The sequence below is a fragment of the Bacillus sp. 3G2 genome (assembly GCF_044324725.1).
GTDB classification, from domain to species: Bacteria; Bacillota; Bacilli; order Bacillales; family Bacillaceae_G; genus Bacillus_A; species Bacillus_A mobilis.
On the sequence record NZ_CP172246.1, the window covers coordinates 3799977 to 3814511 of the forward strand.

The window sequence follows — 14535 nt, forward strand, 5'->3', positions numbered from 1 at the left end:
TGTAGAGCATGCTTTCCTCTACACTTTTAAAATGAAACACATTGTGCAAAATGCATTGACACATCCATCATAATTATATGCTTATTCCATATATTTTTAAAGACTTTTATTACAATAAAAGTTCTTTTTGTAATAAAAGTCAAAAAAATGTTACATTTAAAACTTCTTCATATCATATTTCTTTAAATCAAAGTTTCACTCGTTTTCTTACAAATCCCTATGTTGGTACAATTGATTTTGTGCCTTCCTTAACAATTCTTCAAAAGTTTTTCCTTCTATTGGATAACTAGCAGCCCCAAATAATAAGGTTATACTTAACAAGCCATTTTCTATTTCGCTTTCAATACTTTTCATTAATCGGTTTGTTATTGTCGACTTTTCATGTCCGTTATCAATCGCCACAATAACATACTTATTTTCATCCCACTTAGTAACGACATCTCCTTTACGAATTGTCTTTACAATCGTACTCTCCAATTTTTGTACTAACACCTCCAATTTTTTTTCTTGCACTGTTTCTTTTAGTCCTTTCCATTCTTTCACAGAAAGAATGTACACTGTAATATTATGAGAATCCCGCTCTGATAAAGCAGCTACTTTCTCAAAGAAATCAACTACAAAATCATTACTTGCCATTCCTCCTACTTCCGTATCCAGACGCCCACTCGCTCTTTTATCATACCAATGTCCAAAATAATAGCTGAGTATCATTTGCAATATATAAATAATAAAGACGGTATAAAATGATCGCGAATCCAGTTTTGTAATTACATCCTGAAGCGCAATCCATTCTGTAACTGCCACTGTATTCCCAAGTAATAATCCACTAATCTTTCCTTTATGTTTCATACTTTCCCTCCCTTCTATACCAATATATGTTTCTATAACAATTATGTTTTTCTACAAAATAAAAAATGTACATATTGAGTGTACATTTCCGCTTAAGCTTGTCTACCATTTCTATTCCATTTCATATATATACTATATATCGTTTTTAGGAAGAGGTGATTTGTATGCTACAAAAAGAAAATCTATCAGATATTATACGTTTACTAGCAGGCTTTCTATTATCATTAAAATTACTGTTTAATTCTTTCGGAGTGAACTTTATTACCAACGATCAAATAGACGCTATTGTAAATGTTGCTTCCTTTCTTTTTATCCTATATTGTGGTTTTGAACTACCCCCACTTAACACTCTAACGAACTGTTTGATGTGGGGGATTCCTACGAACACTAAGGTATCCCTCAGTTTTATGAGTAGGCAATCCCCGTAATCCCTACGGTTAGGAGCCTTATGGCCTCTTTTCTCAGATTTTCCGCTGCATTCACATCTCTATCATGGTACATACCACAAGAAGGACACTTCCATTCACGCAGGTTCAGGCTTTTCACATCTTTATTTTTGTAGTCGCAATACGAACAAGTTTGGGAACTAGCGAATGTTTTTGACACCACAATCACTTGTTTCCCATACCAGCATGCCTTATACAACAACATCGCTTTGAATTGTGACCACGATACTTCTTGAATCGCTTTCGCTAGTTTGTGATTCTGTAACATATTCGATACTTGCAAATCTTCTATCCCAATCACATCGTGGTTTTTGATGATCCTTGTAGAGAGTTTTTGCAAGTAATCTGTTCTTGCATTTTTGATTCGTTCATGAATACTAGCGACTTTCATTCGCTGTTTATTCCAATTCGCTCCGCCTTTTGTACGTCTAGATAGAATACGCTGGGCATGAGCGAGTTTCTTTTCTAATACCCGAGACCATTTTGGATTACCGAATACCTCACCCGTTGAAAGAATAGCAAAGTTTTTCACACCAACATCTATACCAACAGCGGAATCGGTCTTCGGCAATTCTTGTACTTCTGCTTCAGCAAGAATCGAGACAAAATATTTTCCACTTGGATTCCTTCTGACAGTAGCACTCAAAATTCGTCCTTCTATCTCACGACTTTTGACAAATTTGACAAGACCAAGTCTCGGTAACTTCAATTTATTATCTATAATCGCAATGTTTCCATTTGTATGTTTCGTTGTATAGGATTGGACTTTATTGTTTTTCGATTTAAACCGAGGTGCTTTGTTTTGTTTTTTGAAGAATCTTGCATACGAGTCAGCTAGGTTGTGAAGAGAAGATTGAAGAGCGATACTGTCCACTTCTTTTAGCCATACAAATTCTTTTTTGAGAGTAGGTAATTGCGAAGAACAAGTACCATAGGATAACCCTTTTCCTGTTTCTTTATATCTATCATTCCACTTTTCCAAAAAGTAGTTAAATACAAATCGTGAACAACCAATTGTTTTCGTAATAGCTATTTTTTGTTCTAAACTAGGATAGATCCGAAACTGATACGCTTTATGGATAAGCACCGCTTTTCACCTCACTTCCTTTTTTTATTTGTTTACAATCTTTTTCACGATATGCATGAGAACGATATCATGATATAACCAAATAATACTAATCACGTATTATTTCTTCTTTTTTGTCGAAAGTCCTCTGTCCCTTTCAAAAAAATACAAATGAAACAATTTAGTAGATGTAAAAATTCCTCTGAGCTATAACATTTTCTTTCTATAGGAACGAACTGATTACGATACCGGTACCTTATACTGATTCTTCACCAAGAAAAACCTTTAGGCTGTTGCCTAACCGTCATTCAGCTCCCACCTACTCATTGGAACATGTCCTACCCATCCCTTGAGGTGGGAGTTTTCTGTCGGGAAATGATAAAAATAATTATGTAGGAAAAAAAGGAATCGAGCAAAAAAAAGTACTCAAAAAACACAACCTCCATTAAAAAAAGGAACCTTTCGTACAGGTTCCTTTTTTTCATTGCCGCACTACAACTTCATTTGTTTGCAGTGGACCATATGATACTCCTTTATATTGAAATGTATATGTAGCCTGAAATAATGCGTTTTTAAGTGCTTTATCTTTATTTGCTTTTATTTTACAAATTAGTTCTACCTTCTCATTCGGTAACAAATTATCAATCCGCCATCTTACAAGCTGAAACAGGAACTCACTCATCCCCTTATCAGCCTTTAATGAGTTTGGAATATAGGCAAAATAATCTCGAATCATATGACTTACTACAACTCGTGAAATCATTTCCATTCCTTTATTTTCAACTTCCATTCGAATAATAAGTATGTCATTTACATCATAGGTCAGTTCATATGAAAATTTTTCTTTATACATACTACGGATTTGCAATGTAACTGCTACATTAGGACATTCGTTTTCCTTTTTTGAGCCATCAATCCATAACACTGGTTGTAGCGGTATTGAACGCCTTCCTTGATCCGAAATTCGTTTCCATATTTTCATAATAATATTCACCCCATTTCAGATGCATCATATCCATACGACCTTATTCTGCCTCTCTACACCATATTAATAAAGCTTGTTACAAACGATATATAGTTATTACTCTTCCTTTTATCCTATTCGACAATGTAAAGAAAAAACCATTTTTCCTCTGTTCACAGATGGTATTCTTACTGAAATATTTTTTTACAATTTCCTTCATTGACTTTATACCAATATTAAGTATTACTCACTCTTTCACAGTCCATACAACAGAATATTTTGACGGAAGAAAAAGTTTGCCTTTTAGTCAAATTTGACTATAATATTCTTTATGGCTTGTGCACTTGTGTAAATTGATTTGAAAGAACTATACTTTACATTTTTATGCGCTGCACTCAAAACTTCATATAGTTTACTTATTATTAAAGGAGGGTTATATTTGGAATCTCAATTATCAAAAAAAGACTCCAACAATACAAAATTTGTTGTTGCAGGTTTATTACTTGGTATTTTAATGGCGGCAATGGATAATACAATCGTTGCAACAGCAATGGCAACGATTGTTGGGGACCTAGGAGGATTTGACAAGTTCGTTTGGGTCACGTCTGCATATATGGTAGCAACAATGGCAGGGATGCCTATCTTCGGAAAACTTTCTGATATGTACGGACGGAAACGATTTTATATTGGTGGTCTTATTCTTTTCTTATTCGGTTCTGCACTTTGCGGAACAGCATCTAGTATTGAGCAACTAAGTATTTATAGAGCAATTCAAGGAATCGGTGGCGGTGCTCTTATGCCTATCGCATTCACAATTATGTACGATATATTCCCACCAGAAAAGCGCGGAAAAATGACAGGGCTATTCGGTGCGGTTTTCGGGACATCTAGTGTATTCGGTCCTCTATTAGGTGCTTATATTACAGACTATATAAGTTGGCATTGGGTCTTCTATATTAATATTCCATTAGGACTTATCTCCTTCTTCTTCATTACTAAATACTACAGTGAATCTCTAGAATTTAGAAAACAAAAAATCGATTGGGCCGGCGCTATTACACTTGTTATTAGTATCGTGTGCTTAATGTTTGCCTTAGAACTTGGCGGTAAAGAATATGCATGGAATTCCACTGTAATTATCGGTTTATTTACAACAGTAGTTATTATGCTTATTATTTTCTTCTTCGTAGAACGAAAAGCAACTGAACCTATCATTTCTTTCCATCTATTTAAAAGGCCTTTATTCGCAGCTAGCCAAGGCGTTGCCTTTTTCTATGGTGCCGCTTTTATTATCTGTACAGTTTATATCCCAATCTTCGTTCAAGGTGTTCTTGGCGGTTCGGCCTCAAATGCTGGGTTAATTTTAACACCTATGATGGTTGGCTCTGTAATTGGAAGTCAAACAGGTGGACAGTTAGCTTCTCGAACAAGTTATCGTAACATCATGATGGTATCTGGTGTTTTCTTCGTAATTGGTATTTATTTACTAAGCACGTTAACAATGGATACACCTCGTCTACTTGTAACGCTATTTATGGTTCTCACTGGACTTGGAGTTGGTTTCTCGTTCTCAGTTTTAAGTATGTCTTCTATCCACAAGTTAGAAATGCGAGACCGTGGTTCTGCTACATCAACAAACTCATTCTTCCGTTCACTCGGTATGACTCTTGGTGTAACGATTTTTGGTACCATTCAAAATCATACTTTTACGGATAAACTAAACACTGTATTCCCTCCTGAACTAGCAAAATTAGCTCCAAAAGGTGGAGACACAAGTTTCTTATTATCACAAGGTGCTACCGAGAAAATTCCAGCTGAAATATTAACTGGTATTAAAGAGGCTCTAGCAACATCTATTGCCAGCACATTCTTCTGGGCACTTATCCCCGCTGTACTAAGTATTATTTGTATTTTACTTATGGGAAATGAACGCCTCTTTACAGGTCCAAAAACGAAACAAAAACAAAAGCAAGTAAGTTAGTATAGAAAAAAGAAACGGCATACCCTTTATGAAAAAGGGTATGCCGTTTATAATATGTATAAAGTTTTTATTTATAGGAGTTGAGATAGCATGAGCATGAAATTAGTCATTCTCGGTTTGCTACTCGAAGGGGATAAACATCCATATGAAGTGCAACACATCATGAAAGAAAGACAAATGGATTGTTATATTAAATATGCAAAAGGATCACTTTATTACGCCTTCGAGCAATTAGAAAAGCAAGGTGCAATTAGTATTACAACTATTGTTCGAGATACGAATAGACCAGATAAAACAATCTTTCATATAACAGAAGAAGGTAAACAATTATTTCACAAGTTACTATTAAAACAATTCGAAGCAAAAAATCAAATATATAAACCAATTTATTCGGCACTCTCTTTCGCTCATTTTGGTGATGACCAAGAGTTAGTTCCGATTTTAGAAAAAAAGAAAAATGATACCATTCAATATTTACATAAAATGCAAACTATTTATGATTGTAGCAAAGGACAAATTCCACGTGCACAACTATATATTTTACAAAGCGTTATTGAACATATTACAGTTGAATTACAATGGTTAAATACCCTCCTTACAGATGCAGTTGCAGGACGCCTTTCAGAAATTGATAAAAATGAAGGTTGAGGTTATAAAGAAGAAACTGTAAAAGATAATAAAGTTATTTCATTTTATAATCTAAAACAAGCATAGCCCCGTTCTAATTTAGGACGGATTATGCTTGTTTAATTTTGGTTATAAGATACTTCACTGCGCTCAAAAATATAACAAGGATTTCTTCATCACCATAGTCCCATAATGGAAGATTATTTCTTAAAACTCTATATAAAAAGGTTGTCGATTTTCATCCAAGCTATATTCAATTCTTTGTCTGAAATTCATAAAATTCACCATCTCTAACGCCTGCTCAATAGGATAAAACCCTACTTCCAAACTTTCTGGTGTAGTCGTTAATTTACCTCCAACTGGTCTAGCTAAAAACAATGTGTTACATATTGAATGGTTCACATTTTGAAATACTCCACAAAATTTTAAAACTTCAATATCAATACCCGATTCCTCTTTCGTTTCCCTTATTGCAGCATCTTTCAAAGACTCTCCTTCTTCAACTTGTCCACCTGGCATTTCCCATCCTCTTCTAGGTCCTTTAATTAATAGGATTTCATTTTTTTCATTCATTACAATTGTGGCTGCTGAAACTATATGTTTTGGCGGTGAATAAATATTTTGTGTACTTTGTTCCAATTGAAATTCCCCATTTCTATAAACTTAGTATATGTACCTTTGAAGCCTTGTTCTTTCTTGTGATAACTTACTATTTCAAAATGAGCCATCCAATTCCCTCCCTTCTTCCAGAATACGGACAAATTGTTAAATAACATAACTAGCATCTTATCTCTATACAAGTACATACTTCTTTGTATGCTTAATCGCTCTTCATTTCATTTCCCTTCGCCTGAAAAAACAGAAGAATCCGAATAATAAAAATAAAAAACTTTAGAATTTTCTTATTTTAAAACAGTAGACAAAATTCCAAAAATTGTGTTAGAATTTGTTTCAATATCATATCGCTTGTTAAATTCCTTTCAAAAGGAAAATAGGTACACGAAAATTTCGTTTCGTGTTTAAAAGGGAAGATTGGTGAAAATCCAACACGGTCCCGCCACTGTAAATGCTGAGATTTCTTTTTAGTGCCACTGTGAAAACGGGAAGGTGAAAGAAATTATATGAAGCATAAGTCAGGAGACCTGCCTGTTTTAACAACACTGATAGATTCACGGATGATGATGAGGTGTTAAAACAAAAAGGAAGGCTTATTTTCTATGCCTTTATACTTTTTGTTATAGGTATTTCCTAGTAAACGGAAATGCTTACTTTCAATTAGGGAGGAATTTGAAATGGCAATTCAAACAAGTAATTTAGGTTATCCACGTATCGGACTACAACGAGAGTGGAAAAAAACATTGGAAGCTTTTTGGTCCAATAAAATCGATGAAAAACAATTTTTAACAACGATGAAAGAAATTCGCCTTCAACACGTTAAAGTACAGCAAGAAAAAGGGATTGAACTCATTCCAGTTGGCGACTTTACATATTATGATCACGTTTTGGATACTGCTTATATGCTAGGATTTATCCCATCACGTTTTTCTGAGTTTACATCTTACCTTGATGTATATTTCGCAATGGCGCGTGGCTCTAAAGATCACGTAGCTTCAGAAATGACAAAATGGTTTAACACAAACTATCATTATATCGTTCCTGAATATGAAGAGGGATTACAAATCTCTTTAAAAGATAATCGTCCACTTCGCTTATACGAAGAGGCAAAACAAGAATTAGGAGTAGATGGAAAGCCTGTTATTTTAGGACCATATACTTTCCTGAAATTAGCTAAAGGTTATACACAAGAACAATTCGCTACTATTTTAAAACAATTAGTTGCACCATACGTACAACTGCTTTCAGAACTACATGCAGCTGGTGCACAAGTCATTCAAATTGATGAACCGATTTTCGCTTCTTTAACGAAAGAAGAAGTGCAACAAGCAAAAGAAATTTATGAAGCTATTCGTAAAGATGTTCCAAATGCGACTCTTCTTTTACAAACATATTTTGATAGTGTAGAAGAAAACTATGAAGAAATTATTACATTCCCTGTCTCTGGTATTGGATTAGATTTCGTTCATGGTAAAGAAGGTAATCTAAATGCTATTTCAAAATACGGATTCCCAGCTGATAAAACTTTAGCTGTCGGTTGTATAGATGGCCGTAACATCTGGAGAGCTGACCTTGATGAAGTTCTTACGTTATTTACAACGTTACAAAAACAAGTCCAAACGAAAGATTTCATCGTTCAGCCTTCTTGTAGCTTATTGCATACACCAATCGATAAAACAGAAGAAACTCACTTATCGACTGAGCTATTTGATGCGTTAGCATTTGCAAATCAAAAATTAGAAGAGTTAGTTCTTATTCATTCCGCTCTGACTCAAGGTACAGAAAGCATTAGTAATGAGCTGGAAACATACCGAAATGTACATCATACAATTCGTTCGTCTGCTGCACGTAACCGAGAAGATGTGAAAGCAGCACGTACAGCACTAAAAGAAGAAGATTTTTCACGTCCTCTTCCATTTGAAAAGCGCTACGAATTACAACAAGTTGCCCTGGAGTTACCATTGTTACCAACAACGACTATCGGTAGCTTCCCGCAAACAACTGAAGTTCGTCAAACGCGAAAAGAATGGCGTAACGGTGTTATTTCAAATGAACAATATGAACAATTTATTGAAAAAGAGACAGAAAAATGGATTCGTTACCAAGAAGAAATTGGTCTTGATGTCCTTGTACATGGTGAATTTGAAAGAACTGACATGGTCGAATATTTCGGTGAGCGTCTTGCTGGTTTCTCATTCACTAAAAACGGTTGGGTACAATCATACGGTTCCCGTTGCGTAAAACCACCTGTTATTTATGGTGATGTAGCCTTTATTAACGGAATGACTATTAAGGAAACTGTTTATGCACAAAGCTTAACAGAGAAAGTTGTAAAAGGAATGTTAACTGGACCTGTTACAATTTTAAATTGGTCCTTCGTTCGAAATGACATTCCAAGAAAAGAAGTTTCGTATCAAATTGCATTAGCTCTTCGTCACGAAATCGAATTACTTGAGTCTTCCGGAATTCGAGTAATCCAAGTCGATGAGCCAGCACTTCGTGAAGGAATGCCGCTAAAAGAAAAAGATTGGGACGCTTATATTACATGGGCAGTACAATCCTTCCTTTTAGCAACTTCTTCTGTAGCAAATGAAACACAAATTCATACTCATATGTGTTACAGTAACTTCGAAGATATTGTTGACGCAATTCGTGCATTAGATGCAGATGTGATTTCTATCGAAACTTCAAGAAGTCACGGTGAATTTATTGATACATTAAAACATACAACATATGAAAAAGGCATCGGTCTGGGTGTATATGATATTCATAGCCCACGTGTACCGAGTAAAGATGAAATGTATAAAATCGTAGAACAATCTTTAGAAGTATGCGATCCTAAATATTTCTGGATTAATCCTGATTGTGGTTTAAAAACGAGAAGAACAGAAGAAGTTATTCCAGCTTTAGAACACATGGTGCAAGCAGCAAAAGATGCTCGTTCCCTACTAAAAACAAACGCATAACAAAAATGGGTTATCCTTTTGAGGATAACCCATTTTTTATTCTTTACTTTCAAAAAAGAATTCGTATTGTATTTTATATAATTCATCATCCGTTGGTTCTTCAAGAGGAGTTGCTTGTAATACAACTGTATACTCACCATTTGGAATAGGGATTTGAAATTTATTTGAAAGAATACTTGTTACAACGATACATTCATTTTCAACTGTGAAAGGAACTGTAACCGTTCTAATCACTTCTTCTTTTTCAATATGTTTCCCTTGGGTCACTTTTACTTCACAAGTATAATCAGAGAGTGCTTCAAAAATAACAGTTCCATCCGCCTTCGCATAACCTCTTTCAAAATCTTCATCTGTCCAGTCAACGTACGGCTGCTCACCGTCATAGTTCATCAACATTAATTGCGAATACGAAATTGTTAACTCCATCGTTCCCCTTCTCCTTCATTATGAAATATGTAACTACTACTTTACGTCAAATTTCACACGCGTACCATCTGGGTATTTATCTAACTTATTTCCTACCCAAGACCCTGCCCCGCGGTTATCTGCCGGACTTATATATTCAATATGTGCTCCTTTTCCGCCTTCTTTACACATCGCCATTGGCCATTCATCACGATCATACCCTTTTTTTGATGGGTATGGAGCTAACGATAATTTTCTTCTATCCGCAGCACCGCCACGGTCGATTGTACAAACTTCTGAATGTCCTTCTTTTATAGCATCCGTAATATGTTTCCCTGTCTCTGGATATCGCTCTTTCGGAAATTCTAGAACTTGATCATACGCATTTGTTTTTTGGATACTTGTCTCCTCTGGAACAAGTACTTCATAAACCGCTACTACAATAGAAAGAATTGCAATAATTGAAATGATAATACCTTTTAATTGCTTCATGTATACCTCCATGATTCTACCAGTTTCTTTTCCTCAGTTATTATAACAAACTTCTCCTGTATATGTTTTCAGACATTATTTTAGCTCTTCTTCGTCATTCCGCCAAAAACTCTCATTTTTTCTTCATCTTTTCACTAATGCTGTAGAAAACTAATAACCTTCCGACATTCTTTTTCAAAGGAAGTCCTCGTAAAAGATTGAAATGATATATACGATACTTTTTGGGGAGGAAATATTATGGAAGCTACCTATAAAACGAAAGATGTCACGAATAAAACAGGCATCCCAAAACATATAGTCCGTAAATATAGTCAACTGCTAGAGGAACATGGTTATATGATTTCCAAAACAGCTGATGCTCGTATTTATAAATTGGACGATTTAAAACTATTGAAATCCATACATGAAAGAGCTGCAACATTGCAAGAAGACATTTCAGAAACGATACCCCTTATTTTAAAAGAAAAAGAGGCCCCACCTGTACCAGTTATTCAAGATACGCAAGAAATACAACCGAAAGAAAAAGAAGATGGGCGTAACTTTGAGGAGTTCATGTTAAAGCTTGAAATGCTCGCTCAATTAAATGAAGCAATTATTCATCAAAATTCTACCCTTATTACCCAAAATCGTTTAAAAGATGAAAAGCTAGATGAATTGATGCAACAAGTCTATGTAAAAGAAGGCTCTCAAGAAAAAATGCTACAAGAGTTAGTAGATCATGCCGCTCAAACAGATGCCCTGCAAAAAGAAAAGATGGACTTATTAATGAATCATATGTATAAACGAGAATCTAAGCAAGAAGAAAAAATGAATAAACTCGTAAATCAAATTTATAATAAAGACAGCAACCGCGATGCACAGCTTATGCAAGTAATTCGTGAAATTCAAGAAACAAAACGATTAGTTGCAGCTTCAAAAGAACAAAGCTTTTTCCAATCATTTAGAAGTTTATTTAGCCGAACAAAACAAGAAAAAACAACTGAATAATATCATATATTTTTTCCTATATAAAATAAAAAGTTACCTTCCAACGGTAACTTTTATTCCTTATTTCGTACAGCTGGCAATATAATAATCGCTTCAGTCCCTTTCCCACTTTCGCTTTTATATTCCAGCGTACCATTATGCGCTTGTAAAATACTAAATGTTACCATAAGCCCTAATCCTGTTCCTTTTTCTTTTAAAGAATAATATGGTTGTCCTAGCCTTGCTAACTGTTCTTTCGTCATTCCAACACCACTATCTTTAACTCTTATTACAATCGTTTCATCTTTTTGCATAGCCGTTACTTTTAAATATCCTTTATTTCCTTGAATTGCTTCAATACCATTTTTAACAACATTCATAATAGCTTGCTTCAATTTCGTCTTATCACCGATCGTATAAAGACTTTCAGAAATCTCAACTTGCAAATATACACCTTGCATCGCTGCAAATGATGACATCAGAGTTGTCATTTCTATCAATTGAGCTGATAAGCAAATGTGTTCTTTTTTCTCAATTTGTGGCCTTGCTAAATTTAAATAATCTGAAATAATTTGTTCTGCCCGGTCCAATTCTGCTAATACGAGACGCATATAATCCTTATTCTTCACATCTTCCGTACTCTCTAGCAATTGAATAAAGCCACGAACAACAGTGAGCGGATTTCGAACCTCATGTGCAACACTTGCTGCCAACTCACTTACAATATTAAGCTTTTCTGACTTTTGCATCTCCGTACGCAGTATTGCATTTTCATTTAAATATTCTGTTAAGTACACCTGAAATACCATTGTCATAACCATAATAAGCGAAGCAAATATATATCCGCTATATATGTGCGAAATATATGGTGTAAACCCCGTTTCTAACAGAACAGTAATCATGCCAATCACTAGAGAAACAAGTACGTACAGTGATGAAATCATAAATGCTAAAATTAGCTTCTTATCTCTTGAAAATAGAGACCATTTCTTTGATAAAAATAATGGAACGATTAATAGAAATATTACTTCTATGACTGGAAGAAGGTTCATTCCTTTTAGTGCCCATTCATATGAAACAAAAATAACGGCCGGGATTAAACCAACAATCCCACCATATAAAAAACCACTAACAATCGGGATTGGGTGAAAGTTATACCCACAAATGTCACCAAAACAAATAGAGTATGTCATGGAGAGAACGAGTGTAACGCTAGATAGAAACATAATAAAGTAGCGGTTCGGCTTCGGAGGCATTTCTTGATAACGATTTAGGCGAATCGCTTCATATAAAAATAGTGGCAAAATAATGATGGCAATTTGGATCATTAAATCACGGATAAGCTCCATAGCCTCTCATCCCCTATATGTATTTTGATATGATTATATCATTTTACGGCTTTATTTGTTTTAAAATTTTGATTTTTCTTAACATATTTGTTAATTCTTTGTTAACAACACATAATAATTGTTACAGATTTTCGAAATGAATGTAAACCCTGTACCAAATTTCTGCCGGGCAGTATACAATGAATACGGATTACAAAGAAAATAAAAAATACTTCATGAGACGGACAACTATAGCAAAATACAGCATATAATCCATACTATCTATGTTTACAAATAAGTGATCATTATTTTAGTAGGAGGAAGATAAATATGGCGGGTACTACGCTTGTTTTAAAAGAAGAAAATTTGGTCGTTCTAGAAAATGTTGAAAAATCAGTATATGAAGAGTTACAGCATAAAACAGGAGATGAAAATTGCACATGTGCTGTGAATGAATCAGTTGTTCACCTTGGCAAAGTATCCTCTGTACTATGGAATGAAGATGAAATAGATTGGGAGTACGGATATTAAAAAGTCGCTTATAGCGGCTTTTTTTCTATTCTCTCTCTCTTTCTACATAACATATACGCAAGCGAAATCATAGAAAATATGTTAAAATGAACTTAATTTTCAAACGGAAGAAAGGGAGATACAATGGAACAATTCATTAATCCTAGAGTAAAGGACATCCAAATTTCTGGAATCCGTCAATTCTCTAACATGATTCAAAACTATGATAATCTTATCTCTTTAACAATTGGACAACCCGATTTCCCTACACCTTCTCTCGTAAAAGAAGCGGCAAAACGGGCTATTACAGAAAATTACACGAGCTATACACATAACGCTGGTTTATTAGAATTACGCAAGGCAGCTTGTAACTTTGTAAAAGATAACTACGATTTACAGTATTCACCTGAAAACGAAACCATCGTTACAATCGGTGCCAGTGAAGCTATTGATGTAGCATTCCGAACAATTTTAGAGCCAGGAACAGAAGTTATTTTACCTGCGCCTATTTATCCAGGATACGAACCAATTATTCGATTATGCGGCGCAACACCTATTTTTATCGATGTTCGTGAAACTGGCTTCCGTTTAACAGCCGAAGCACTAGAGAATGCTATTACAGAAAAAACAAGATGCGTCGTTTTGCCGTATCCTTCTAATCCAACTGGTGTAACTTTATCAAAAGAAGAACTACAAGATATTGTAGATGTTTTAAAAGATAAAAATGTTTTCGTCCTTTCTGATGAAATTTATAGCGAACTTGTATATGAACAAAAGCATACGTCTATCGCCCATTTCCCAGAAATGCGTGAAAAAACTATCGTCATTAATGGTTTATCAAAATCTCATTCTATGACTGGCTGGCGTATCGGTCTATTATTCGCACCAAGCTATTTAGCAGGACATATACTAAAAGTTCATCAGTACAACGTAACGTGCGCTACTTCAATCGCTCAGTACGCTGCAATTGAAGCGTTAACAGCTGCTAAAGATGCACCAAAAATGATGCGTCATCAATACAAAAAGCGCCGTGATTACGTATATAATAGACTCATTCAAATGGGCTTAACAGTTGAAAAGCCAACAGGTGCATTTTACTTATTCCCATATGTTGGACATTTAACATCTTCATCATTTGATTTTGCACTTGATCTTGTAAAAGAAGCTGGATTAGCTGTCGTTCCTGGGACAGCATTTTCTGAATATGGTGAAGGGTATCTTCGCTTGTCCTATGCGTATAGTATTGAAACTTTAAAAGAAGGCTGTGATCGATTAGAGGCCTTTCTACAACAAAAAGCTAAGAGTTAAACTCTTAGCTTT

The 14535-nt window shown here is 34.9% G+C and carries 14 protein-coding genes and 1 riboswitch; of the genes, 7 read left to right on the forward strand and 7 right to left on the reverse strand.

The window, feature by feature from the left end:
* Positions 1 to 207: 207 nt before the first annotated feature.
* Positions 208 to 849 carry a diguanylate cyclase domain-containing protein gene (locus tag ACHZK0_RS19350; RefSeq protein ID WP_063260474.1) on the reverse strand — a complete coding sequence of 214 codons (642 nt, stop codon included), beginning with the start codon at positions 847 to 849 and terminating at the stop codon, positions 208 to 210.
* 164 nt (positions 850 to 1013) lie between these two features.
* On the opposite strand from ACHZK0_RS19350, the gene ACHZK0_RS19355 reads away from it, so the two are divergent.
* Entirely contained in the window at positions 1014 to 1277 is a 264-nt protein-coding gene (locus tag ACHZK0_RS19355; RefSeq protein WP_395760809.1) for a hypothetical protein, read from the forward strand.
* Here the strand turns inward: ACHZK0_RS19355 and tnpB are convergent.
* Together tnpB and ACHZK0_RS19365 are read right to left on the reverse strand one after the other, a co-directional pair.
* The gene (tnpB, locus tag ACHZK0_RS19360; protein ID WP_395760810.1) at positions 1255 to 2382 is read right to left on the reverse strand and encodes an IS200/IS605 family element RNA-guided endonuclease TnpB; all 1128 of its coding nucleotides are present in this window, start codon (positions 2380 to 2382) and stop codon (positions 1255 to 1257) included. The two genes, ACHZK0_RS19355 and tnpB, sit on opposite strands and share 23 nt — an antisense overlap.
* A 460-nt stretch (positions 2383 to 2842) precedes the next feature.
* On the reverse strand, positions 2843 to 3343 hold the full coding sequence (locus ACHZK0_RS19365) for a hypothetical protein (protein WP_063260475.1): 501 nt from the start codon (positions 3341 to 3343) through the stop codon (positions 2843 to 2845).
* 421 nt (positions 3344 to 3764) lie between these two features.
* On the opposite strand from ACHZK0_RS19365, the gene ACHZK0_RS19370 reads away from it, so the two are divergent.
* Entirely contained in the window at positions 3765 to 5306 is a 1542-nt protein-coding gene (locus ACHZK0_RS19370; protein WP_262743312.1) for an MDR family MFS transporter, read from the forward strand.
* 90 nt (positions 5307 to 5396) lie between these two features.
* Positions 5397 to 5954, forward strand: a complete 558-nt coding sequence (locus ACHZK0_RS19375; protein ID WP_262743311.1) for a PadR family transcriptional regulator — start codon at positions 5397 to 5399, stop codon at positions 5952 to 5954.
* Between the two features lie 186 nt (positions 5955 to 6140).
* Here the strand turns inward: ACHZK0_RS19375 and ACHZK0_RS19380 are convergent, their stop codons facing one another.
* Positions 6141 to 6572, reverse strand: coding sequence for an NUDIX hydrolase (locus ACHZK0_RS19380; protein ID WP_270606043.1), 432 nt, complete (start codon positions 6570 to 6572; stop codon positions 6141 to 6143).
* 337 nt (positions 6573 to 6909) lie between these two features.
* A riboswitch (cobalamin riboswitch) is annotated at positions 6910 to 7098 on the forward strand.
* Positions 7099 to 7225: 127 nt separating this feature from the next.
* Here ACHZK0_RS19380 and metE point away from each other — a divergent pair.
* Positions 7226 to 9514 (forward strand): 5-methyltetrahydropteroyltriglutamate--homocysteine S-methyltransferase, encoded by a 2289-nt coding sequence (metE, locus tag ACHZK0_RS19385; protein ID WP_262743309.1) that lies wholly within the window; start codon positions 7226 to 7228, stop codon positions 9512 to 9514.
* Positions 9515 to 9550: 36 nt separating this feature from the next.
* On the opposite strand, the gene comJ is transcribed toward metE, so the two are convergent.
* On the reverse strand, positions 9551 to 9940 hold the full coding sequence (gene comJ, locus ACHZK0_RS19390; RefSeq protein WP_071721316.1) for a competence protein ComJ: 390 nt from the start codon (positions 9938 to 9940) through the stop codon (positions 9551 to 9553).
* 36 nt (positions 9941 to 9976) lie between these two features.
* Positions 9977 to 10411 carry a DNA-entry nuclease gene (gene nucA, locus ACHZK0_RS19395; protein WP_262743308.1) on the reverse strand — a complete coding sequence of 145 codons (435 nt, stop codon included), beginning with the start codon at positions 10409 to 10411 and terminating at the stop codon, positions 9977 to 9979.
* 237 nt (positions 10412 to 10648) lie between these two features.
* Here nucA and ACHZK0_RS19400 point away from each other — a divergent pair, with 237 nt between their 5' ends.
* On the forward strand, positions 10649 to 11398 hold the full coding sequence (locus tag ACHZK0_RS19400) for a DUF3967 domain-containing protein (protein WP_061678303.1): 750 nt from the start codon (positions 10649 to 10651) through the stop codon (positions 11396 to 11398).
* A gap of 53 nt (positions 11399 to 11451) precedes the next feature.
* Here the strand turns inward: ACHZK0_RS19400 and kinB are convergent, their stop codons facing one another.
* On the reverse strand, positions 11452 to 12726 hold the full coding sequence (gene kinB, locus ACHZK0_RS19405) for a sporulation sensor histidine kinase KinB (RefSeq protein WP_270606045.1): 1275 nt from the start codon (positions 12724 to 12726) through the stop codon (positions 11452 to 11454).
* 309 nt (positions 12727 to 13035) lie between these two features.
* Between kinB and ACHZK0_RS19410 the strand changes: the two genes are divergently transcribed.
* On the forward strand, positions 13036 to 13236 hold the full coding sequence (locus ACHZK0_RS19410) for a hypothetical protein (protein ID WP_000929281.1): 201 nt from the start codon (positions 13036 to 13038) through the stop codon (positions 13234 to 13236).
* A gap of 123 nt (positions 13237 to 13359) precedes the next feature.
* Positions 13360 to 14523: an aminotransferase A gene (locus ACHZK0_RS19415; protein ID WP_262743228.1), complete on the forward strand. Its 1164-nt coding sequence runs from the start codon at positions 13360 to 13362 to the stop codon at positions 14521 to 14523.
* Positions 14524 to 14535: the final 12 nt, after the last annotated feature.